Below are 20840 nucleotides of genomic sequence, written 5' to 3' on the forward strand. Positions count from 1 at the left end.
CCGGTCGAGGCGTTGCGGTAGCTGTCCAGCTTGTCGTTGAAGCGGAACACGTCGCTGCCGCCGTTGCCGGTCATGGTGTCGCGGCCGCCGGCCCCGGTCAGGGTGTCGTTGTCCGCCGTGCCGACCAGATGGTCGTTGAACAGGCTGCCCTGGGTCATCGGCACGGACGGACTGCTCGACTCGGCGGCGGCGACAGGGACATCGGCCGGTGACTGGCCGGCTCCATTCAGTTTTTTATCGTCCATGGGACGTTCCTCACTTTGGGTGTCCGTCAGGGGGGGGGATTGGATGGCGGCCCCGGCAAAGATGAAATCGGCCGCCGACAGCTCGGTCAGGTGATTGCCCTGCAGCGCAATCTGGAAGCGATTGCCCGCCTCGTCGGCCACCAGGTCCTTGATGTAGGTCTTGGTGCCGTCGCTGCTCAGCGAGGCGGTCAGGGTACTGCCATCGTTACCCGCGCCCAGGCCGGTGTAGCCCAGGGCGGATACATCGATCCGGTCGGTACCGGGGGTGAAGTCGGTGATCGTGTCGATGCTGCTCACCCCGGTCGAGGCGTTGCGGTAGCTGTCCAGCTTGTCGGTGAAACGGAACACGTCGCTGCCGCCGTTGCCGGTCATCGTGTCGCGACCGCCGGCCCCGGTCAGGATGTCGTTGTCCGCGCCGCCGGCCAGGTGATCGTTGAACAGACCACCCTGGGTCATCGGCGCGGCGCTGGCGCCCGGCTCCGCCGCCGCCACCGGGTCGTCGCCGCCCGACGTCCCGGTGGTGGCCGTCGAGTGCGTGCCGGCCAGGATCCCCGGGCTGCGCACTTCGGTGATGTCGTTGTTGCTCACCGTGGTGTAGTCGGTGTTGGGCCCCCGCTCTTCCACGCCATAGGTCGAATTGGTCGAGCCGTTGATGGTGTTGCCGTCGATCACCGTGTTCGAGGTGGAATAGACCTTTCCGGAAACCCCGGCGGTGTCGTCGAAGCCCTGCACGGCGACCTCCGGGAAGGGGCCGCTCTGCGCGTTGTCCTTGATGGTGTTGTCGAGGATCTTGGTGCCTTCCGCACCGAGTACGCGCACGCCGGTCCGGCCGTTCCCGTAGATGTCGGCGTCCTGCACCGTGACGTTGTCGCTCATCTTGACCATCACCCCTTCCAGGGCGTTGTCGTGATAGGAGCCGCCGTCGATGAGGATGCTGTCGGGCGAGGGCAGGTTCTCGGAGCCGCGCTGCACCACCACGCCGTTGCCGCCGTTGCCGTAGGCCTCGTTGTCGCGCAGGACGAAGTCGTGGGTGCTGGTGACCACGTTGAAGCCGTGGCGGTCGTTGTTGTAGGCGACGTTGTTCTCGAAGATGCCGTTGACCTGGTAGTCCGCGACGAAGCCGTCGAGACCGTTGTCGTGGGCGACGCTGTCGCGGATGGCCAGGTTGTAGGTCTGCTCGTGCGGGTCGAAGCCGTAGCCGGACATCTCGCGCACTTCCACCCGCTCGATGGTGACATTGCGGTCGGCGCCGTTCTGGCCAGGCGCATAGCCGTTGAACCAGCCGTCGACCTTGACTCCGGCCGGGATGTTGTCGCGGTTGCCGTCCAGGGTCATGTCGCTGATGCCGAAGTTGGACGTTCCCACGGCGAAGGGCGAACGCACCACGCCGGTGACGTCCTGGTTCCAGCCGTCGACCATCTTGATGACGGTCTTGCCCATCCCCGCACCCTGCAGATAGACGTTGTCCTTCAGCTCCAGGGCGCCGTCCGAGGGCTCTCCCCCGCCGCTGACCCGATACTCGCCAGCCGGCAGGTAAACCGTGCCGCCTCCGGCGGCAGCTGCAGCGTCGATCGCCGCCTGGATGGCTTGCCGGTCATCCGTGGTGCCATCCCCCTTCGCTCCGAACTCCTTCACATTGAGGGTCATTCTTTCCGCCTCCACGTTCAATGGCAGCTCTACGCTGCAATGAAACTCCATAAGGCCGCGCCGCAAACCCGTGCGGAACTCCGTGCGCCTCGGGTTTCAACAGTAGTCGAGGAAAACGGAACGACAGACCCAAAACGTTTTTCTCCGACAATTACCCGACTAGCGGGAAGGCTCCCGCCGGTTTTCCGGCAGAAATCGCCATTACCCGGACATCGTGGCGGAATGATCGGCTCCGGCGGGCAACGGGGCGGTCGGCGCCGACATCGCGGCAATGGCGCCCTGCGACCCGCGCGGCTCGGCCGTTCCGGCGCAGATGCCCGGTTCAGGCGGCGTCGAAGGGGATGGCGAGGCGGCCACGCGGAACCTCGCGGCGACGGAAGGCGGGGTACGGAAGGAGGATCGAGACATCCCGATCGCAGCCAGCGCGCGACCATTTCTTGACGTCAACCGGAAGGCTCGCTGGTGGCACTCTGGAAGGCCGACCATGAAAAACCCCCTCGCACGGGAGGGGGTCGGAGGTCGCCACGGGCAGCGGCAGAACGGTCAGTTGCGGTTGCAGCCGTTACCCATCACCAGATATTCGATGGTGTGGCGCGCGCCCTGGTGGTCGTCGTAGGTCATCTGCACCGGCACCACGCTGCAGACGTTGGGAACTTCGCTGTAACTGACGACCTTGGCGATATCCAGATGGGTCGAATAGGAATATTGCTCGACTGGCGGTTGTTCCTCGGCATCGGCGGTTTGCTCGACTGCCATCGACAGACAGGAAACGCCGGCCATGAACAAAGCAATCAGGGTTTTCATTTCAATGTACCTGGCACTGCAAACTTTTTTAAAAGCTTCAGTAGTACTTGAACAGGCTTGCTGAAGTTGATTCGCGACACCGGAGAGGTCGTTTGCTGAAGCCTCGTTATTCGGTGTGCGGGCTCTTTCGAGGAGTTGGGTATAGTCTAGAAGTTCAAGTCGCTAAGTTACACGGGCAATTAAAGCAAGCACTTTCAACTGTCTGGAATCAATTTTCGGGAACTCTTCGGAAAATATTGCCCGGCCTTGCGCCGGCGCATAAAAAACCCCCTCGCGGGGAGGGGGTTCGAGACTGCAGCAGGCAACTGCCGGAGAGGGAAGGCTGTCAGCTCTTGGAGCAACCGTTGCCCATCACCAAGTATTCCATGGTGTGGCGCTGGCCCTGGTGGTCTTCGTAGGTCATCTGCACCGGCACCACGCCACAAGTTTCGGGAACCGGGCTCTTGTCGATGACCTTGGCGATGTCCAGATGGCTCGAGTAGCTGTAGTGCTCGACCTGGGGTTGCGGCTGGGCATCGGCGATGCGTTCTTCCGCCATCGACAGGCAGGAAACACCGGCCATCAACAGAGCGATCAGGGTTTTCATTTTCAATGTACCTGGCACTGCAAACTTTTCAAAAGCTTCAGTAGTACTTGAACAGGCTTGCTGAAGTTGATTCGCGACACCGAGAGGTCGTTTGCTGAAGCCTCGTTATTCGGTGTGCGGGCTCTTTCGAGGAGTTGGTTGTAGTTTAGGAGTGCAACTTCCGAAGTTATACGAGCAGTTTGAGCAAGCACTTTCAACTGCCAGGAATAAATTGGCGGGCGCCCTTCCGACGCCCGCGACCCGTCAGGGCTTGCAGGCGTTGCCGCCGATCATCCGCTCGATCTCCTGCTTGCACTCCAGCAGCGCCTTCTTGAAGAGGTCGATCCGCCGCGCGGCGCGCGGACTGGGCACGACCACGGCGATCGTGAAGGGCCCCAGGTAGGTATCCAGCAGCACGGCGACGGAAGACATGCCTTCGGTGTTCTCCTCCTGTTCGATGGCGACGCCGGTCTTGCGGATCGTCGCCAGCTCGTTCAGCAGGGTCGGCAGGTCGTGGGTGTTGCAGGTCATGGGCGGCAGCGGATCGGGCAGCAGATCGCGCACCTGCTCGTCGTTCAGCCGGGACAGCAGCACCTTGCCGGAGGCCGTCGAGTGCAGGGGCACGTGGATGCCGATGGGGAAGACCACGCGCAACTCGCGCTCGGCGACGATGCGGTCGATCACGTAGATGTTCTTGCCGGCCTGCTTGGACAGGCTCACCGACTCCTGCAGCTGGTTCGCCAGCTGCTCCAGATACGGGCGGACCACGGTGATGATGTCGGTCTGGGTCCGGTGGATCAGCCGGCCGAGCGCCGGCCCGAGGCGGAAGCCGCCGCTGCGGCAGATGGCCTCGACCAGGTATTCGGCCTCCAGCGCGCCGACGATGCGCTGCACGGTGGAGCGCGGCAGGTCCACCGCCTGGGCGATGGCCGCCAGACTGAGCCCATGCGGGTGCTCGCCCAGGGTGCGCATGATCGCGGCGGCCCGGGCGATCACCTGGATGCCGCACTGTTTGTTTTCCTCGCCGATTTCCGGCTCCTGTTTGCTCATCGCTCGCTACTCGTCGCATCGCGGCGCCGCCGCTCTAGATAGGTGGACGCATGTCGCCCGCATCCGCAAGACCCACTCCGCCCGGCTTCGGGTCGCGTCATTTCCTTTTACGAATCTTTTACGATTCCGGTCTTGCCTGTTGAAAACCACATGATGATACACTGCACCATAATACGATACATAAAACTAATGTCCCATTTTTCTCAAGGATTTCAGCCCGTGAAACTCAAAGGCTCCTTTCCCCTCTCCCGCCTCCTCCCGCTGGCTGCAATCCTGCTGCTGGCGGGCTGTAACAAGGCCGAGCAGGCGGCCAGCACGCCCCCGGCCCAGGTCGTCGGCGTGTATACCATCCAGGCGCAATCGCTGACCCTGACCACCGACCTGCCGGGGCGGACCACCGCCTACCGGGTGGCCCAGGTGCGCCCCCAGGTCAGCGGTATCCTCCAGCAGCGCCTGTTCACCGAGGGCACCGAGGTGGTCAAGGGACAGCAGCTGTACCAGATCTATCCCAAGACCTACGAAGCCGAGCTGGCCCGGGCCGAGGCCAACCAGGTCACCACCGGTAATCTGGTCAAGCGCTACGAGCGGCTGCTGCAGACCAAGGCGGTCAGCCAGCAGCAGTACGACAACGCCGTGGCCGCCTGGAAACAGGCCCAGGCCGACGTGCAGATGGCGCGGGTCAACGTGGAATACACCAAGGTGCTGGCGCCGATTTCCGGTCGGATCGGCCGCACCCGCATCACCGAGGGCGCCCTGGTCACCAACGGCCAGGAACAGGAGCTGACCATCGTCACCCAGCTCGACCCGATCTACGTGGACATCAACCAGCCGATCACCCGGCTGCTCGGCCTGCAGCGCGCCCTGGAGTCCGGCCGCCTGCAGAAGGTCGGCGAGAACCAGGCCGAGGTCAGCCTGACCCTGGACGACGGCAGCCCCTACCCGTTGCCCGGCGCCCTCAAGTTCAACGAGGTGCAGGTCGACCCGACCACCGGCTCGGTGACCCTGCGCGCGGTCTTCCCCAACCCCAACCGCAAGCTGCTGCCGGGCATGTTCGTCCACGCCCAGCTCAAGGAAGGCGTGCAGCAGAACGCGCTGCTGGTCCCGCAGCAGGCGCTCTTCCGCGATAGCCGCGGCGCGGCCAACGTCTGGGTGGTCAAGCCGGACAACAGCGTGGAAATGCGTCAGGTCGAGGCCTTGCGCACCGTCGGCAACGCCTGGCTGGTCGACTCGGGCCTGCAGAACGGCGAGCGCGTCGTCACCGAGGGCATCCAGCGCATGCGCAACGGCATCGCGGTCCAGCCGGTCGCGGCCAAGAACGTCGATCTGGTCGCCGATTTCAGCGGCAAGACGCCTAAAGCGGCCAACTGAGGAGTTCGAGGTCCATGTCCCGTTTTTTCATTGACCGGCCGATCTTCGCCTGGGTGCTGGCCCTCGTGGCCATGCTCGCCGGGACGCTGTCGCTGCTGAAGATGCCGATCAGTCAGTACCCGAACATCGCCGCTCCGGCGGTGTCGATCCAGGTCTCCTACCCGGGCGCCTCGGCGCAGACGGTGCAGGACACCGTGGTGCAGGTCATCGAGCAGCAGCTCAGCGGCCTTGACGGCTTCCGCTACATGTCCGCGGAGAGCAGCTCCGACGGCAACATGATGATCATCGTCACCTTCAACCAGGGCACCAACCCGGACATCGCCCAGGTGCAGGTGCAGAACAAGCTGCAGCTGGCCATCCCGCGCCTGCCCCAGGAAGTGCAGCGCCAGGGCCTGCGCGTGGTGAAGTACCAGAGGAACTTCTTCCTGGTCGTCGGTCTGGTCGACACCAGCGGCCGGCTCGACAACTTCGACCTCGGCAACCTGATCGCCTCGCAGTTGCAGGACCCCATCTCGCGGATCCCCGGCGTGGGCGACTTCCAGCTGTTCGGCTCGCCCTACGCCATGCGCATCTGGCTCGACCCGGGCAAGCTCAACAGCTACCAGCTGACCCCCAGCGACGTGGCCGACGCCATCACCCAGCAGAACGTGCAGATCTCCTCCGGCATGCTCGGCGGCCTGCCCACCCGCAGCGGCGTGCAGCTGAACGCCACGGTGATCGGCAAGTCGCGGATGACCACCCCCGAGGAGTTCGAGAACATCCTGGTCAAGGTCAACACCGACGGCTCGCAGATCCGCGTCAAGGACGTCGCCGAGGTGTCGCTGGGCGCCGACAACTTCTCCATCTCCAGCAAGCTCAACGGCCTGCCAGGGGCCAACCTGGCCCTGCGCCTGGCCACCGGCGGCAACCTGCTGGAAACCGTGAAGGCGGTGAAAGAGGTCATGGAGAAGCAGAAGGCCTATCTGCCGGAAGGGGTCGAGGTGCGCTATCCCTACGAGACCAGCCCGGTGGTCGAGGCCTCTATCGACTCGGTGATACACACCATCATCGAGGCCGTGGTGCTGGTCTTCCTGGTGATGTACCTGTTCCTGCAGAGCTTCCGCGCCACCCTGATCCCCACCCTGGCGGTGCCGGTGGTGCTGCTGGCGACCTTCTCCCTGCTGCCGCTGTTCGGCATCACCATCAACGTGCTGACCATGTACGCCATGGTGCTGGCCATCGGCCTGCTGGTGGACGATGCCATCGTGGTGGTGGAGAACGTCGAACGCCTGATGCACGAGGAAGGACTGTCGCCGCTGGAAGCCACGCGCAAGTCCATGGGCCAGATCTCCGGCGCCCTGATCGGCATCGGCACGGTGCTGGCGGCGGTGTTCGTGCCCATGGCCTTCTTCGGCGGCTCCGCCGGCATCATCTACCGCCAGTTCGCCATCACCATCGTGGTCTGCATGGGCCTGTCGGTGCTGGTCGCGCTGATCTTCACCCCGGCCCTGTGCGCCACCATCCTCAAGGCGCCGAAGGACGGCCACCACGAGAAGAAGGGCTTCTTCGGCTGGTTCAACCGCACCTTCGACCGCGGCACCCAGCGCTTCGAGCGCGGCGTCGCCGGCATGTTCCGCCATCGCGGACGCTACCTGCTGATCTTCCTGCTGATCGTCGGCGGCACCGGCTACCTGTTCACCAAGATCCCGAAAGCCTTCCTGCCCGGCGAAGACCAGGGCCTGATGATGGTCGAGGTGCGCATGCCGGTGAACTCCTCGGCCCAGCGTACGGAGCAGGTCCTGGAGGAGGTCCGCGACTACCTGTTGAAGGAAGAAGGCTCGATGGTGAAGTCGGTCCTCACCGTCAACGGCTTCAACTTCGCCGGCCGCGGCCAGAACTCCGGCCTCGCCCTGGTCCTGCTCAAGGACTGGAGTCTGCGCCATGACCAGGGCCAGGACGTGTTCAGTCTGGCGCAGCGCGCGATGGGCCGCTTCGCCCAGGTCAGGGACGCCACCGTGCTGCCCTTCGTGCCGCCGGCGATCCTCGAGATGGGCAACGCCATGGGCTTCGACCTCTACCTGCAGGACAGCTCGGGCCTCGGCCACGAGGCGCTGATGGCGGCCCGCGACCAGTTCCTGCAACTGGCCAGGCAGAACCCGGTGCTGAGCGCCGTGCGCCCCAACGGCAAGGACGACGAGCCGCAGTACAAGGTCATCATCGACGACGAGAAGGCCCGCGCCCTGCAGGTCAGCATCCAGTCGATCAACGACACCATGTCCGCCGCCTGGGGCTCGAAGTACGTCAACGACTTCATCGACCGCGGTCGGGTCAAGCGCGTCTACATCCAGGGCAAGGATGATTCGCGAATCGCCCCGGAAGACTTCGACAAGTGGTACGTGCGCAACGCCCTGGGCCAGATGGTGCCGTTCTCCGCCTTCGCCCGCGGCGAGTGGATGTACGGCTCGCCCAAGCTGGAGCGCTACGGCGGCATCTCCTCGGTGGAAATCCTCGGCCAGCCGGCGCCCGGCTACAGCACCGGGGATGCCATGGTGGCGATCGCCGAGATCATGAAGCAGATGCCGCCGGGTATCGGCCTGAGCTACACCGGCCTGTCCTACGAGGAGATCCAGACCGGCGACCAGGCCCCGATGCTCTACGCCCTGACCGTGCTGATCGTGTTCCTCTGCTTGGCGGCGCTGTACGAGAGCTGGTCGGTGCCGGTGGCGGTGATGCTGGTGGTGCCGCTGGGCATCCTCGGCGCGGTGCTCGCCACCCTGTGGCGCGACCTGACCGCCGACGTGTACTTCCAGATCGGCCTGATGACCACCGTCGGCCTGTCGGCGAAGAACGCCATCCTGATCGTCGAGTTCGCCAAGGAGCTCTACGAGAAGGAAGGAATGCCCCTGGCCAAGGCCGCCATCGAAGCCACCAAGCTGCGCCTGCGGCCGATCCTGATGACCTCGCTGGCCTTCACCTTCGGCGTGCTGCCCATGGCCCGCGCCGCCGGCGCCGGTTCCGGCAGCCAGCACTCGATCGCCACCGGCCTGGTCGGCGGCATGATCACCGCCACCGTGCTCGCCTTGTTCTTCGTGCCGCTGTTCTACGTGGTGGTGGTGAGGCTGTTCGAGGGCCGGAAGAAGAACGACGCCGTCGACGCCGCAGGAGAAACCGCATGAAGTTCAAGTCACTGGCCGTGGCGGTCGCCCTGGCGCTCGGCGGCTGCACCATGATGCCGAACTACCAGCGCCCGCAGGCGCCCGTCGAGCCCGACTGGCCCAAGGGCGCGGCCTACGCCGAGCAGCAGGCGCAGGGGCCGGCGGCGGCCGCCATCGGCTGGCAGGAGGTCTTCCGCGATCCCGCGCTGCAGCGGCTGATCGGCCAGGCGCTGGAGAACAACCGGGACCTGCGCCAGGCGGCGCTGAACGTCGAGGCCTACCGGGCGCAGTACCGCATCCAGCGCTCGGAGCTGGTCCCCCAGATCGGCACCGACTACCAGAGCAGCCGCGAGCGCTTGCCGGGCGACCTGATGAGCAGCGGCAAGCCCGGTATCCAGAGCCAGTACGGCCTGACCGTGGGCGTCAGCGCCTACGAGCTGGACGTCTTCGGGCGCATCCGCAGCCTCAACCGGCAGGCCCTGGAGAACTACCTGGCCACCGAGGAGGCGCGGCGCAGCGTGCATATCGCCCTGGTCGGCGACGTGGCCACCACCTACTTCACCTGGCGCACCGACCAGGACCTGCTGAAGCTGACCCAGGCCACCTTGCAGAGCTACCGGCACAGTCTGTCGCTGATCGAAGCCAGCGCCGAAGTGGGCACCGCCTCCGATCTGGACGTGCGCCAGGCGCGCACCCTGGTGGACCAGGCACGCGCCCAGGAAGCGCTCTACACCCGCTACATCGCCGAGGACGCCAACGCCCTGCGCCTGCTGCTCGGCAGCAGCATCCCGGCGGACCTGCCGCAGGGGCTGCCGCTGGGCAAGGACGCGCTGGCCGAGGTGCCGCCGGGACTGCCGGCCGACCTCCTGCTGCGCCGGCCGGACATCCGCGCCGCCGAGCACCAGCTGCGGGCGGCCAACGCCAACATCGGCGCGGCGCGCGCGGCGTTCTTCCCGAAGATCACCCTGACCGCGGCCGCCGGCACCCTGAGCGCCGACCTGGGCGATCTGTTCGGCGCCGGCTCCGGCACCTGGAGCTTCATGCCGCGGATCAGCGTGCCGATCTTCACCGGAGGGCGACTGCGGGCCAGCCTGGATTACGCCAAGATCCAGAAGGACATCAACGTCGCCGGCTACGAGAAGAGCATCCAGACCGCCTTCCGCGAAGTATCCGACGGTCTCGCCGCCCGCGGCACCTTCGGCCGCCAGTTGAAGGCGCAGGGCGACCTTGTGGATAACTACCAGGCCTACTATCAGCTGGCCCAGCAACGCTACGACGAGGGTGTGGACAACTACCTCAGCGTGCTCGACTCCCAGCGCCAGCTCTTCGCCGCCCAGCAGCAGCTGCTCACCGACCGCCTGCTGCAGCTGAACGCCGAAGTCGGCCTGTACAAGGCCCTCGGCGGCGGCTGGCAGCGCACCAGCCTCGGCCAGGCCGGCACCGGCCCGGCGGCCGATCCCTCCTGAAGCGACGGGGCCACTTCGGTGGCCCTTTTTCTTTCCGCCTGCCGGCAGTCCGGCAGCGCCCCGCGAACGCTCCGGCAACGGACGGAGTTCACCCGGATTTCGTCGCCGACATCACATTTCGGTCATACAGAAGGAGTGAAATGCCCCCAGGAAACTAATGGCATTTTGATATCCAAAGGACTGCCCCATGACCGTCACCGAGCAGCTGAGCGCCCTGCATCTGATCCTCGCTCATGGCGATATCCACACCCTGTTCCAGCCCATCCTGAGCCTTTCCGAACAGCGCCTGTTCGGCTACGAGGCCCTGACCCGCGGCCCGTCCGGCAGCCCCCTGCACGCGCCCCTGCCACTGTTCTCCGCCGCCCGCCACGCCGGCCGCCTGAGCGAACTGGAGCAGCTGTGCCGCAAGCGGGCCTGCCAGCGCTTCCACCATCTGGAGCTGGGCGGCAAGCTGTTCCTCAACGTCTCCCCGGAAACCCTGCTCGACCCCGACCACCAGCCCGGCTACACCCTGCAGTTGCTGGAAAGCCTGGGCATTCCCCCGCAGCGGGTGGTCATCGAGCTGACCGAGCAGACCCCCATCGACGACTTCGCCCTGCTCGACGCCGCCCTGCACCACTACCGCGCCATGGGCTTCGCCATCGCCCTCGACGACCTCGGCGCCGGCTACTCCAGCCTGCGCCTGTGGTCCGAGCTGCGTCCCGACTACGTGAAGATCGACCGCCACTTCATCGACGGCATCCACCGCGACCCGGTCAAGCGCGAGTTCGTCGGCTCCATCCTGCAGATGGCCAAGGCCTCCCGCGCCGAGGTGATCGCCGAGGGCATCGAGTGCGCCGAGGAGCTGGAGACCCTGATGGACATGGGCGTCGACCTGCTGCAGGGCTATCTGTTCGCCCGGCCCGAGGCGCAGCCGCCGAGCCGAATCGACGACTGCCTGCCGGTGCCGGGGCGGGTTTCGAGTCTGGAGCACGAGGGCAACGACCTGACGCCGCTGCTGATCGAGCAGGCCGGGGTACCCGACCACACCCCGATTTCCCGGGTCCTCGCCCTGTTCCAGGCCCAGGCCGCCCTGATGTCGCTGGCGGTGATCGACGACCAGGGCCAGCCGGTCGGCATCGTCCGCCGCCACGCCCTCTCCGAGGCCCTGCTCAAGCCCTTCGCCGCCGAACTCTTCGCCCGCAAGGCGATCCGCCGGCTGATGAACCCGGACTTCCTCGCCGTGGACCAGGGCCACTCCCTGCAGCAGGTCAGCCGCCTGCTCACCAGCCGCGCCCGCCAGCGCATCGAGGAGGACTTCGTCATCACCCGCGACGGCCGCTACCGCGGCATCGGCCGGGCCATCGACGTGCTCAAGCTGATCACCGAGCAGAAGATCCAGCAGGCCCGCCACGCCAACCCCCTCACCCTGCTGCCCGGCAACGTGCCGATCCAGCAGTGCCTGACCCGCCTGCTGCAGAACCCCTGCGAGGCGCTGGTCTGCTACGTCGACATCGACCACTTCAAGCCCTACAATGACTGCTACGGCTACGCCAAGGGCGATGAGGTGCTGCTGGCCCTGGCCCAGTGCCTGGGCCGGCAGATCGACCCGCACGGCGACTTCCTCGGCCACATCGGCGGCGACGATTTCCTCCTGGTGCTGACCTCGCCGGACTGGCCGCTGCGGCTGCAGCGCCTGCAGGAGGACTTTCGCCGCGAGTGCCGGCGCCACTACCACGACGAGCACCTGCGGGCCGAGAGCTTCGTCTCCTTCGACCGCCAGGGCCGCCAGCAGGAGTTCCCCCTGCTCAGCCTGTCCCTCGGCGCGGTGCGGCTGTTCCCGGAGACCTGCGCGCAGCTGGACGCCGCCCGGCTCGCCGAGCTGGCCTCGGTCGCCAAGCACCAGTCCAAGGCCGTCGCCGGCGACAGCCTGCGGGTCATCGACACCCGGGAAATGCTGGCGCGACCGGCGCTGGCGGAGTGAGCGCCGACCGACGGCGCCACTGCCCGGCGACCGTCTCGATTGCCGGCTAGACTTGCCGGGCAGGTCAGGCGGATTTGCCCATGGCATTTACAGAAGTCACCCGGTTCGCCGACATGGCGATCATGCTGCCGGCCGCAGCGATCATCGCTTCCTGGCTGCTGCTCGCCCGCTCGCCAAGAGCCGCGCTGGCCTGGCTGGCCGTTCTCGGCGCCAGCTATCTGCCGGTGATCGTCAGCAAGCTGGCCTTCAAGGGCTGGGGCCTGGGCATCCGCTCCCTCGACTTCGCCGTGATCAGCGGCCAGGCCCTGAACGCGACGCTGATGGGCACGGTGCTGCTGAGCCTGCTGGCCCGCCAGCTGCGACCGCGCCTGCGCTGGCCCGCCGGCCTGGCCGGTCTCTGCGCCGGCGGCTGGTTTGCCCTGACCCGGGTGGCCGGGCACTCCCACTCCCTGTCCGAGGCGCTTCTCGGCTTCCTGCTCGGCACGGCGGCCGCCGGTTTCTTTCTGCAGCGGCTCGAACGCTACCCGCTGCAGCGCCTGCGCCCGCTGCCGCTACTGCTCGGCATCGGCCTGATCGGCTATGCCACCACCCTGCCCAGACTGCCCGTCGAGGAATGGCTGGATCGGCTCGCGCTGGGGATCTCCGGCCACGCGGAGGTGTTCGTCCCCGGCGACTGGCAACGCTAGGAACGGCGGCCGGCCGAAGCGGATCGCGCCATCACTTTGGTACGCCCGTCACACTTTGGTCATGCGGAAGGAGTCAAATGCCCGCGGTCGTAATGTCAAGTTGACACAGTGGATTCCATCATGACTGTCGCCGAGCAGTTGAACGCTTTGCATCTGATCATCGCCAACGGTGATCTCAATACCCTGTTCCAGCCCATCCTGTGCCTGTCCGAACAACGCCTGTTCGGTTACGAGGCCCTGACCCGCGGCCCGTCCAACAGCCCCCTGCACGCGCCCCTGCCGTTGTTCTCCGCCGCCCGCCACGCCGGCCGCCTGAGCGAACTGGAGCAGCTGTGCCGCAAGCGGGCCTGCCAGCGCTTCCACCACCTGGAGCTGGGCGGCAAGCTGTTCCTCAACGTCTCCCCGGAAACCCTGCTCGACCCCGGCCACCAGCCCGGCTACACCCTGCAGTTGCTGGAGAGCTTAGGGCTCCCGCCGCAGCGGGTGGTCATCGAGCTGACCGAGCAGACCCCCATCGACGACTTCGCCCTGCTCGACGCCGCCCTGCACCACTACCGCGCCATGGGCTTCGCCATCGCCCTCGACGACCTCGGCGCCGGCTACTCCAGCCTGCGCCTGTGGTCCGAGCTGCGCCCCGACTACGTGAAGATCGACCGCCACTTCATCGACGGCATCCACCGCGACCCGGTCAAGCGCGAGTTCGTCGGCTCCATCCTGCAGATGGCCAAGGCCTCCCGCGCCGAGGTGATCGCCGAGGGCATCGAGTGCGCCGAGGAGCTGGAGACCCTGATGGACATGGGCGTCGACCTGCTGCAGGGTTATCTGTTCGCCCGCCCCTCGGCGCTGCCGCCGAGCGAGATCGCCGACTGCCTGCCGCCCATGAAGCGGACCTGCGCCCTGGCCCAGGACGCCGACGACCTGACGCCCCTGCTGATCGAGCAGCCGGGCGTGCCGGACGGCACGCCGATCGCCCGGGTCCTCGCCCTGTTCCAGGCCCAGCCCACCCTGATGTCGCTGGCGGTGATCGACGACCAGCAGCGCCCGATCGGCTTCGTCCACCGCCACGCGCTGTCCGACGCCCTGCTCAAGCCGTTCGGCACCGACCTGTACGCGCGCAAGACGATCGGCCGGCTGATGAACCCGGACTTCCTCGCCGTGGACCAGGGCCACTCCCTGCAGCAGGTCAGCCGCCTGCTCACCAGCCGCGCCCGCCAGCGCATCGAGGAGGACTTCGTCATCACCCGCGACGGCCGCTACCGCGGCATCGGCCGGGCCATCGACGTGCTCAAGCTGATCACCGAGCAGAAGATCCAGCAGGCCCGCCACGCCAACCCCCTCACCCTGCTGCCCGGCAACGTGCCGATCCAGCAGTGCCTGACCCGCCTGCTGCAGAACCCCTGCGAGGCGCTGGTCTGCTACGTCGACATCGACCACTTCAAGCCCTACAATGACTGCTACGGCTACGCCAAGGGCGATGAGGTGCTGCTGGCCCTGGCCCAGTGCCTGGGCCGGCAGATCGACCCGCGCGGCGACTTCCTCGGCCACATCGGCGGCGACGATTTCCTCCTGGTGCTGACCTCGCCGGACTGGCCGCTGCGGCTGCAGCGCCTGCAGGAGGACTTTCGCCGCGAGTGCCGGCGCCACTACCACGACGAGCACCTGCGGGCCGAGAGCTTCGTCTCCTTCGACCGCCAGGGCCGCCAGCAGGAGTTCCCCCTGCTCAGCCTGTCCCTCGGCGCGGTGCGGCTGTTCCCGGAGACCTGCGCGCAGCTGGACGCCGCCCGGCTCGCCGAGCTGGCCTCGGTCGCCAAGCACCAGTCCAAGGCCGTCGCCGGCGACAGCCTGCGCATCGTCGACACCCGGGAGATGCTGGCGCCCAGGCCCCTCGCCGCCCTGGCCGAGTGAAACCTAGCGGGAAACCAGCCGGTCCTCCCGCGGCACCGCCACCACGGCGCCTTCGGCGCTCTGGAAGGCGTCGCGGAACTCCCGCGGCGTGATGCCGGCCTGCTTGCGGAAATAGCGGCTGAAGTAGGAGCTGTCGCTGAAGCCCAGACCGTGGGCGATCTGCTTGATCTCCAGATCCGTGTAGGCGAGCTGGCGCTGCGCCTCGCGCATGACCCGTCCGCCGACCAGGGCCATCGGCGCCTCGCCGAGCTCCTCGCGGCAGATGCGGCCGAGCTGGGCCGGGCTGATGCCGAGCTTCTCGGCATACAGGTCCAGGGTCCAGTGACTGCGGAAATGCTGGTTCACCAGTTCGCGGAACTGGCCGAGCAGCGCCGCGCGGCGGCCCTTTCCCGGACGCCTGGCGGCGCTCTGCCGGTCCAGCCGGGAGATCTGCACCAGCAGGGCGATCAGCAGCGACAGCCCGGCGGCCACATGGCCGCGGGCCATGCTGTGGGCCTCCTGCTGCAGCAGCTGGAACAGCGGCCAGAGCGGCTCCTGGCCGTCCGCCGGCCAGGGCAGCGGAATCACCGCCGGCTGCTGGATCAGGCCGAACACGTCGGGCGAGGCGATCCGCGCCATGGACTCCAGCGGCCGCTGCGCGGCGGTGATGATCGGGCCGTCGGTCTCTTCGGTGCAGCGGAAGGCGTGCACCGTGCGGCAGGGCAGGAGGATGATGCAGGGGGCGGTGAAGGCGATCCGGCGGTTCTCGATGCTGATCTCGCCCTCGCCGCTGCGGATGTAGACGATCTGCAGCAGGGCGTCGTGCTGATGGGGCTTGATCTCCCAGCGATTCGGACGGCTGCGCTCGGTGATCCACTCCAGGTGCAGCAGGTCGCACCAGACGGGCAGCGCCGATTCGCCGTAGAGCGCATAATTCGGGATACGTTTCATCTCACTCCTGAGCCGTTGCGTCGCGGCGGACCGCCGTTTTCGCGCAGATGCGCGCCGGACGCAGCGGGCGATTTCTGCACGGATTGTCCTATTTGTCGTCCCGATTGTTCAATTCCAGGTGGGGTTTAATAGCAGGCAATGATCGTGACATCCTCATGCCGACGCGCTTTTCCACCTCCCTCGAAACGGCATGACACCGGGCATCCCTCGTTACAATGAACATTCCAACCTGGCGTGAGTGGCTGCACTCGTCCAAAGCGCTGATGGCAGCCCTGCTTGCCCTCTACATCGCCATGGCGATCCCGCTGGACAACCCGTACTGGGCGATGTCCTCGGTGTACATCGTGTCCCATCCGCTGTCGGGCGCGACCAGCTCGAAGTCGCTCTATCGCGCCCTCGGCACCTTCCTCGGCGCCTGCGCCTCGGTGGCCATCGTCCCGCCGTTCGCCCACCAGCCGGTGATGCTGAGCCTGGTCATCGCCCTCTGGGTCGGTGCCCTGTTCTACTTCTCGCAGCTCGACCGGACGCCGCGCAGCTACATCTTCATGCTGGCGGCCTATACCGTGCCGCTGATCGGCCTGAGCCACGTGAACGATCCGGAGACCGTGTTCAACGTGGCCCTGGCGCGTACCGAGGAGATCGTGCTCGGCATCGTCTGCGCCGCGGTGATCAATGCCGTGGTGTTTCCCAGCCGGATCGCCCCGGTGCTCGGCGCCAAGATGGACAAGCTGCTGGAAGACGCCCGGTTCCTCACCGGCCGCATGCTCAGCACCTTCGACTTCGACGAGCCGGACCGGGTCCGGCTGAACAAGACGCTGGTCGACGTGATGTCGCTGGACGCCATGATCGTGCAGCTGTCCTACGACGAGGCCAGCCACCTGCCGGCCCGCTACGCCCGCGAGTTCCGCTCGCGCATGGCCATGCTGCTGCCGCAGCTCGGCGCCCTGGCCGATCCGCTGCGCCGGCTGGACCGCGAGCTGGACGGTCTGCCGGAAGAGCTGAAGGAGCTGATCTCGCGGGTCAACGACTGGGTGCAGGGCAAGGAAGGCGCGGCCGTCGATGCCCGCCAGCTGCGCGAGCACAGCCGTCATCTGGAAACCTGGCTGAGCGAGAGCTATCCGGCCCAGGCCCTGCTGATCGGCGGCGCCATGGACGGCCTGCGCGAGCTGGTCACGCTCTGGCAGGACTTCCAGAGCCTGCGCCAGAGCTTCGTCCGGGGCGACGCCGTGCAGGCGCCGGAACTGGGCTACAAGGTCCGCCAGCTGGTCGGCGGTCCGCGCCACTTCGACTACGGGCTGATCGCCTACTCGGCCATCTCGGTGGGGCTGTCGGTGCTGGTGGGCTGCCTGGCGTGGATGAACCTCGGCTGGAACTACGGCTCCAGCGGCATCTTCATGATCGCGGTGGTCGGCTGCTTCTTCAGCGCCCAGGACAACCCCGCGCCCTTCATCCGCTCCTTCCTCAACTGCACGCTGGTGGCGACCCTCGCCGCCGGAATCTACCTGTTCGGGCTCATGCCGCTGATCCACGACTTCAGCATGCTGGCGATCGCCCTGGCGCTGCCGCTGCTGCTGAGCGGCACCCTCGCCGGACGCCCGCAGTTCAGCATGGCGGTGATGCTGTTCGCCGTGCAGATGGTTTCCAGCATCACCATCCAGGACACCTACAAGGCGAACTTCCCGCTGTTCGCCGACCACTCCCTGTCCATGATCCTGGGCCTGATCTTCGCCCTGGTCTGGGCCCGGGTGAGCAAGCCCTTCGGCGCCGAGCGCTCCACCCGCCGGCTGATGCGCTCCGCCTGGCGCGACCTGGCCGATCTGTCCGAGCTGACCACCCTGCGCGACCTGCGCGAGCGGGACCGGATCGCCGCGCAGATGATCGACCGCACCACCCAGCTGCTGCCGCGCCTGAGCCAGGTCAACAATCCGCAGCTGGCCCTGACCGACACGATCCGCGATCTGCACGTCTGCTTCTCCCTGCTCGAACTGCGCAAGCAGAAGAGCCTGTCCGAACCGCTCAAGCAGCAGGTGCGCCCGCTGCTGAAGACCCTGCATGGCTACTATCTGGCCTGTGCCGAGAAACGCCACCAGCTGCCGCCCCCCGAGCTGTTGCGGCAACAGCTGGACGAGGCGCTGGCGTCCCTGGCGGGCTCGTCCTCGCGCAGCGCCCGCAAGGCCGCCCTGGCCCTGAACGGCCTGAGCCTGTGCCTGTTCCCGGAAGCCCCCTCCAGCGCCGCCGCCGACGCGCCACTGCCGCCGTCGTCCGGCCCCAACCCCGTCGGAGCGCCCGCATGACCGGACATCTGAACATCTACGGCGTCTACGTGCCGACCCTGCTGGCCATGATGCTCGGCGCCTACCTGCTGAAGGCCGGGCTGCGCACCCTGCTGACGCGCCTCGGCTTCTATCGCTTCGTGTGGCATCCGCCGCTGTTCAACCTGGCCCTGTACATCATCGTGCTGGGTGTCATTTTCACCTTCGTACCCGGATTGAAACTGTGAAGAAGTGGATTCCCGCCCTCGGCTCAGTGGCCGTTACCCTGGCAGCCGTGGCCATCGCCGCGGTCGTCGTCCTGAATCTGTGGGACTACTACATGAAGGAACCCTGGACCCGCGACGGCCGGGTGCACGCCAACGTCATCCAGATCGCGCCGGACGTATCCGGTCTGGTGACCGAGGTGAAGGTGAGCGACAACCAGAAGGTCAGCCGCGGCCAGACCCTGCTGGTCATCGACCGCGCCCGCTTCGAGCTGGCCGTGCAGGAGGCCGAGGCCATGGTCAAGGAGCGCCGCGCCCAGCTCGAGCAGGCGCGCCGCGAGGCCCGGCGCAACGTCGCCCTGAAGGGCCTGGTGGCCACCGAGACCATCGAGGTGGGCGACACCATGGTCAAGCGCGCCGAGGCCGCCCTGGGCACCGCCGAGGCGGCCCTCGGCACCGCGCGCCTGAACCTCGAGCGGACCAACGTGATCACCCCGGTGGACGGCTACGTCAGCGACCGCGTGGTGCGCGTCGGCGACTACGTGAAGACCGGCCAGTCGGTGCTGTCCATCGTCGATACCGGCTCCCTGCGGGTGGAGGGCTATTTCGAGGAAACCAAGATGGAGGGCATCCAGATCGGCCAGCCGGTGGACATCCAGCTGATGGGCGAGTCCCGCCATCTGCGCGGGCACGTGCAGAGCATCGCCGCCGGCATCGAGGACCGCGACCGCCAGGCCAGCTCCAGCATGCTGCCGAACATCGATCCGAGCTTCAACTGGGTGCGGCTGGCGCAACGCATCCCGGTGCGGGTGTCGATCGACGAGGCGCCCGCGGAGGTCCGCCTGGTGGTCGGCCGCACCGCCACCCTGAAGGTGCTGCCCTGGCCGGAAGGCCAGCGGCCGGCGGCCGAACCGGCGGAGCAGGTGAGCCGATGAGAGCGCTCGCCCGCTTCGCCGTCGCCGCCCTGCCCCTGGCGCTGAGCGCCTGCATCAGGCTCGGCCCCAACTACCAGCTGCCGGCCGAAGCAGTGGCCAACAAGCCGCAGGCCCAGGCCCCCTTCGAGATGGGCCACGGCACCGAGGTCAGCCAGGAGGACCTGCCCGCCGACTGGTGGCAGCTCTATCGCGATCCCAAGCTGGATGCCCTGGTGCACGAGGCGCTGGCCAGGAACACCGACCTGCGCCAGGCCTACTTCAACCTGCGCCGCGCCTTCGAGGGCTTCATGATGGCCCGGAGCGCCAACGACCCGCAGTTCATCGCCGAAGGCTCGACCGGGCGCGGCCAGATCTCCAGCCAGTCGCTGGCGCTGATGGAAAAGCTGCCGGTCATGAACCTCACCAGCGTGCTGGGCGAGGTCTCCTACCAGCTCGACCTGTTCGGCAAGCTCAAGCGCGCCACCGAATCCGCCGCGGCCAGTACCCAGGCCAGCCAGGCCGTGCTGGACACGGCGCGGATCACGGTGGTGGCGCAGGTGGTGCGCAGCTACATGGAATCCTGCCACGCCAGCGAGGAACTGGAGATCGCCGAGCACTCCCTGGAGATCCAGGAACGCGAGCTGGAGGTGGCCCGGCGCCTGTTCGAAGGCGGCCGCGGCAACGAGGTGGACGTATCCCGGGCCCAGGCCCAGGCGGAGAGCCTGCGCGCGCAGATCCCGCCCTTCGAATCGAAGAAGGCCGCAGCGCTCTATCAGCTGTCGGCCCTGCTCGGCCGCACCCCGGGCGACCTGCCGCCGGGCGCGGCCGCCTGCAAGCACGCCCCGCAGCTGGCGGAGCCGCTGCCGGTGGGCGACGGCGCCGCCCTGCTCAGGCGCCGTCCGGACATCCGCGCCGCCGAGCGCGAACTGGCCGCCGCCACCGCGGACATCGGCGTGTCCATCGCCGAGATGTACCCCGAGGTCTCGCTCTTCGCCAACTTCGGCTACACCGGCATCAGCGATTACATCGGCACCGGCCTCACCCGCCGCTGGATGTTCGGCCCGAAGATCATGTGGCACTTCCCCACCGGGGTCGACCGCGCCCGCGTCCGCGCTTCGGAGGCCGGCGCCGGCGCCGCCCTGGCGCACTTCGACGGCGTGGTGCTGAACGCCCTGCGCGAGACCCAGACCCTGCTCACCCACTACGAGCACGACCTGGTGCGCAACCAGTCCCTGCGCGAGGCCCGCGACGCCGCCCGCGACGCCGCCGAGTACAACCGCCGGCTGTACCGCGAAGGCCGCCTGCCCTACCTGGACAGCCTGGACGCCGACCGGACCCTGGCCTCCGCCGAAGCCACCCTGGCCGAATCGGAATCCCAGCTGTCCATGGATCAGGTCAACCTGTTCCTCGCCCTCGGCGGCGGCTGGGAAAACGCCCGCGGCGAGAGCGAAAGGATCGGCGAAGCGAAGAGCGCCAAGCACGGCTCGCCCGCGCCGGAATCCGGAGCCAGAGCGGCCGGCACGGCCTCCCGATCCGCCCATTGACGAAATTTCCACGAACGTTTGACGGGCGCTTGATGCCCCCGGGCTTAAGGTGGCGGGCAGATTCCAGGAAATCCCCGCCATGTCCCGCGTCCCCAGCACCACGTGCTCGCCCGATCGCCAAGCCCACCGGGGCCTTCGCCGCT

Annotated in this window: 15 protein-coding genes; 10 read left to right on the forward strand and 5 right to left on the reverse strand. The window is 67.2% G+C overall.

What is annotated here, in order from left to right; translation table 11 throughout:
* From ACFOJE_RS03160 to ACFOJE_RS03175, 4 genes are all read right to left on the reverse strand, one after another.
* Positions 1-1892, reverse strand: a 1892-nt coding sequence (locus ACFOJE_RS03160; RefSeq protein ID WP_377812803.1) for a glycosyl hydrolase family 28-related protein, incomplete at its 3' end; no start/stop codon positions are given.
* Between the two features lie 543 nt (positions 1893-2435).
* Positions 2436-2696 (reverse strand): DUF2790 domain-containing protein, encoded by a 261-nt coding sequence (locus tag ACFOJE_RS03165; protein ID WP_377812804.1) that lies wholly within the window; start codon positions 2694-2696, stop codon positions 2436-2438.
* Positions 2697-3021: 325 nt separating this feature from the next.
* Positions 3022-3282 carry a DUF2790 domain-containing protein gene (locus ACFOJE_RS03170; RefSeq protein WP_377812805.1) on the reverse strand — a complete coding sequence of 87 codons (261 nt, stop codon included), beginning with the start codon at positions 3280-3282 and terminating at the stop codon, positions 3022-3024.
* Between the two features lie 243 nt (positions 3283-3525).
* On the reverse strand, positions 3526-4311 hold the full coding sequence (locus ACFOJE_RS03175) for an IclR family transcriptional regulator (protein ID WP_377812806.1): 786 nt from the start codon (positions 4309-4311) through the stop codon (positions 3526-3528).
* A 219-nt stretch (positions 4312-4530) separates the two neighbouring features.
* On the opposite strand from ACFOJE_RS03175, the gene ACFOJE_RS03180 reads away from it, so the two are divergent.
* From ACFOJE_RS03180 to ACFOJE_RS03205, 6 genes are all read left to right on the forward strand, one after another.
* Complete coding sequence (locus tag ACFOJE_RS03180) at positions 4531-5679, forward strand: efflux RND transporter periplasmic adaptor subunit (RefSeq protein WP_377812807.1); 1149 nt, start codon at positions 4531-4533, stop codon at positions 5677-5679.
* Between the two features lie 14 nt (positions 5680-5693).
* On the forward strand, positions 5694-8834 hold the full coding sequence (locus tag ACFOJE_RS03185; protein WP_377812808.1) for an efflux RND transporter permease subunit: 3141 nt from the start codon (positions 5694-5696) through the stop codon (positions 8832-8834).
* Positions 8831-10279: an efflux transporter outer membrane subunit gene (locus tag ACFOJE_RS03190; protein WP_377812809.1), complete on the forward strand. Its 1449-nt coding sequence runs from the start codon at positions 8831-8833 to the stop codon at positions 10277-10279. Before ACFOJE_RS03185 ends, ACFOJE_RS03190 begins: the two co-directional genes overlap by 4 nt.
* Before the next feature lie 187 nt (positions 10280-10466).
* Positions 10467-12242: a bifunctional diguanylate cyclase/phosphodiesterase gene (locus ACFOJE_RS03195; protein ID WP_377812810.1), complete on the forward strand. Its 1776-nt coding sequence runs from the start codon at positions 10467-10469 to the stop codon at positions 12240-12242.
* 80 nt (positions 12243-12322) lie between these two features.
* Entirely contained in the window at positions 12323-12928 is a 606-nt protein-coding gene (locus tag ACFOJE_RS03200; protein WP_377812811.1) for a phosphatase PAP2 family protein, read from the forward strand.
* Positions 12929-13048: 120 nt separating this feature from the next.
* Complete coding sequence (locus ACFOJE_RS03205) at positions 13049-14833, forward strand: bifunctional diguanylate cyclase/phosphodiesterase (RefSeq protein ID WP_377812812.1); 1785 nt, start codon at positions 13049-13051, stop codon at positions 14831-14833.
* A gap of 3 nt (positions 14834-14836) precedes the next feature.
* On the opposite strand, the gene ACFOJE_RS03210 is transcribed toward ACFOJE_RS03205, so the two are convergent.
* The gene (locus ACFOJE_RS03210; RefSeq protein WP_377812813.1) at positions 14837-15763 is read right to left on the reverse strand and encodes a helix-turn-helix domain-containing protein; all 927 of its coding nucleotides are present in this window, start codon (positions 15761-15763) and stop codon (positions 14837-14839) included.
* Positions 15764-15978: 215 nt separating this feature from the next.
* Between ACFOJE_RS03210 and ACFOJE_RS03215 the strand changes: the two genes are divergently transcribed.
* The 4 genes from ACFOJE_RS03215 to ACFOJE_RS03230 are packed head-to-tail and all read left to right on the forward strand — an operon-like array spanning position 15979 to position 20697.
* The gene (locus tag ACFOJE_RS03215; protein WP_377812814.1) at positions 15979-18057 is read left to right on the forward strand and encodes an FUSC family protein; all 2079 of its coding nucleotides are present in this window, start codon (positions 15979-15981) and stop codon (positions 18055-18057) included.
* Complete coding sequence (locus tag ACFOJE_RS03220) at positions 18054-18263, forward strand: DUF1656 domain-containing protein (RefSeq protein ID WP_377812815.1); 210 nt, start codon at positions 18054-18056, stop codon at positions 18261-18263. The genes ACFOJE_RS03215 and ACFOJE_RS03220 overlap by 4 nt, the downstream gene beginning before the upstream one ends.
* Positions 18260-19174 (forward strand): efflux RND transporter periplasmic adaptor subunit, encoded by a 915-nt coding sequence (locus ACFOJE_RS03225; RefSeq protein ID WP_377812816.1) that lies wholly within the window; start codon positions 18260-18262, stop codon positions 19172-19174. The genes ACFOJE_RS03220 and ACFOJE_RS03225 overlap by 4 nt, the downstream gene beginning before the upstream one ends.
* A complete protein-coding gene (locus tag ACFOJE_RS03230) occupies positions 19171-20697 on the forward strand; it encodes an efflux transporter outer membrane subunit (protein WP_377812817.1) in 1527 nt (508 codons plus the stop codon). The genes ACFOJE_RS03225 and ACFOJE_RS03230 overlap by 4 nt, the downstream gene beginning before the upstream one ends.
* Positions 20698-20840: the final 143 nt, after the last annotated feature.

Origin of the sequence: Azotobacter bryophylli (assembly GCF_042643485.1) — a bacterium.
Lineage (GTDB): Bacteria > Pseudomonadota > Gammaproteobacteria > Pseudomonadales > Pseudomonadaceae > Azotobacter > Azotobacter bryophylli.

Coding starts and splice junctions, on each gene's coding strand:
- ACFOJE_RS03165 (WP_377812804.1), bottom strand. CDS start 2,696: ATGAAAACCCTGATTGCTTTGTTCATGGCCGGCGTTTCCTGTCTGTCG.
- ACFOJE_RS03170 (WP_377812805.1), bottom strand. CDS start 3,282: ATGAAAACCCTGATCGCTCTGTTGATGGCCGGTGTTTCCTGCCTGTCG.
- ACFOJE_RS03175 (WP_377812806.1), bottom strand. CDS start 4,311: ATGAGCAAACAGGAGCCGGAAATCGGCGAGGAAAACAAACAGTGCGGC.
- ACFOJE_RS03185 (WP_377812808.1), top strand. CDS start 5,694: ATGTCCCGTTTTTTCATTGACCGGCCGATCTTCGCCTGGGTGCTGGCC.
- ACFOJE_RS03190 (WP_377812809.1), top strand. CDS start 8,831: ATGAAGTTCAAGTCACTGGCCGTGGCGGTCGCCCTGGCGCTCGGCGGC.
- ACFOJE_RS03195 (WP_377812810.1), top strand. CDS start 10,467: ATGACCGTCACCGAGCAGCTGAGCGCCCTGCATCTGATCCTCGCTCAT.
- ACFOJE_RS03200 (WP_377812811.1), top strand. CDS start 12,323: ATGGCATTTACAGAAGTCACCCGGTTCGCCGACATGGCGATCATGCTG.
- ACFOJE_RS03205 (WP_377812812.1), top strand. CDS start 13,049: ATGACTGTCGCCGAGCAGTTGAACGCTTTGCATCTGATCATCGCCAAC.
- ACFOJE_RS03210 (WP_377812813.1), bottom strand. CDS start 15,763: ATGAAACGTATCCCGAATTATGCGCTCTACGGCGAATCGGCGCTGCCC.
- ACFOJE_RS03215 (WP_377812814.1), top strand. CDS start 15,979: ATGAACATTCCAACCTGGCGTGAGTGGCTGCACTCGTCCAAAGCGCTG.
- ACFOJE_RS03220 (WP_377812815.1), top strand. CDS start 18,054: ATGACCGGACATCTGAACATCTACGGCGTCTACGTGCCGACCCTGCTG.
- ACFOJE_RS03230 (WP_377812817.1), top strand. CDS start 19,171: ATGAGAGCGCTCGCCCGCTTCGCCGTCGCCGCCCTGCCCCTGGCGCTG.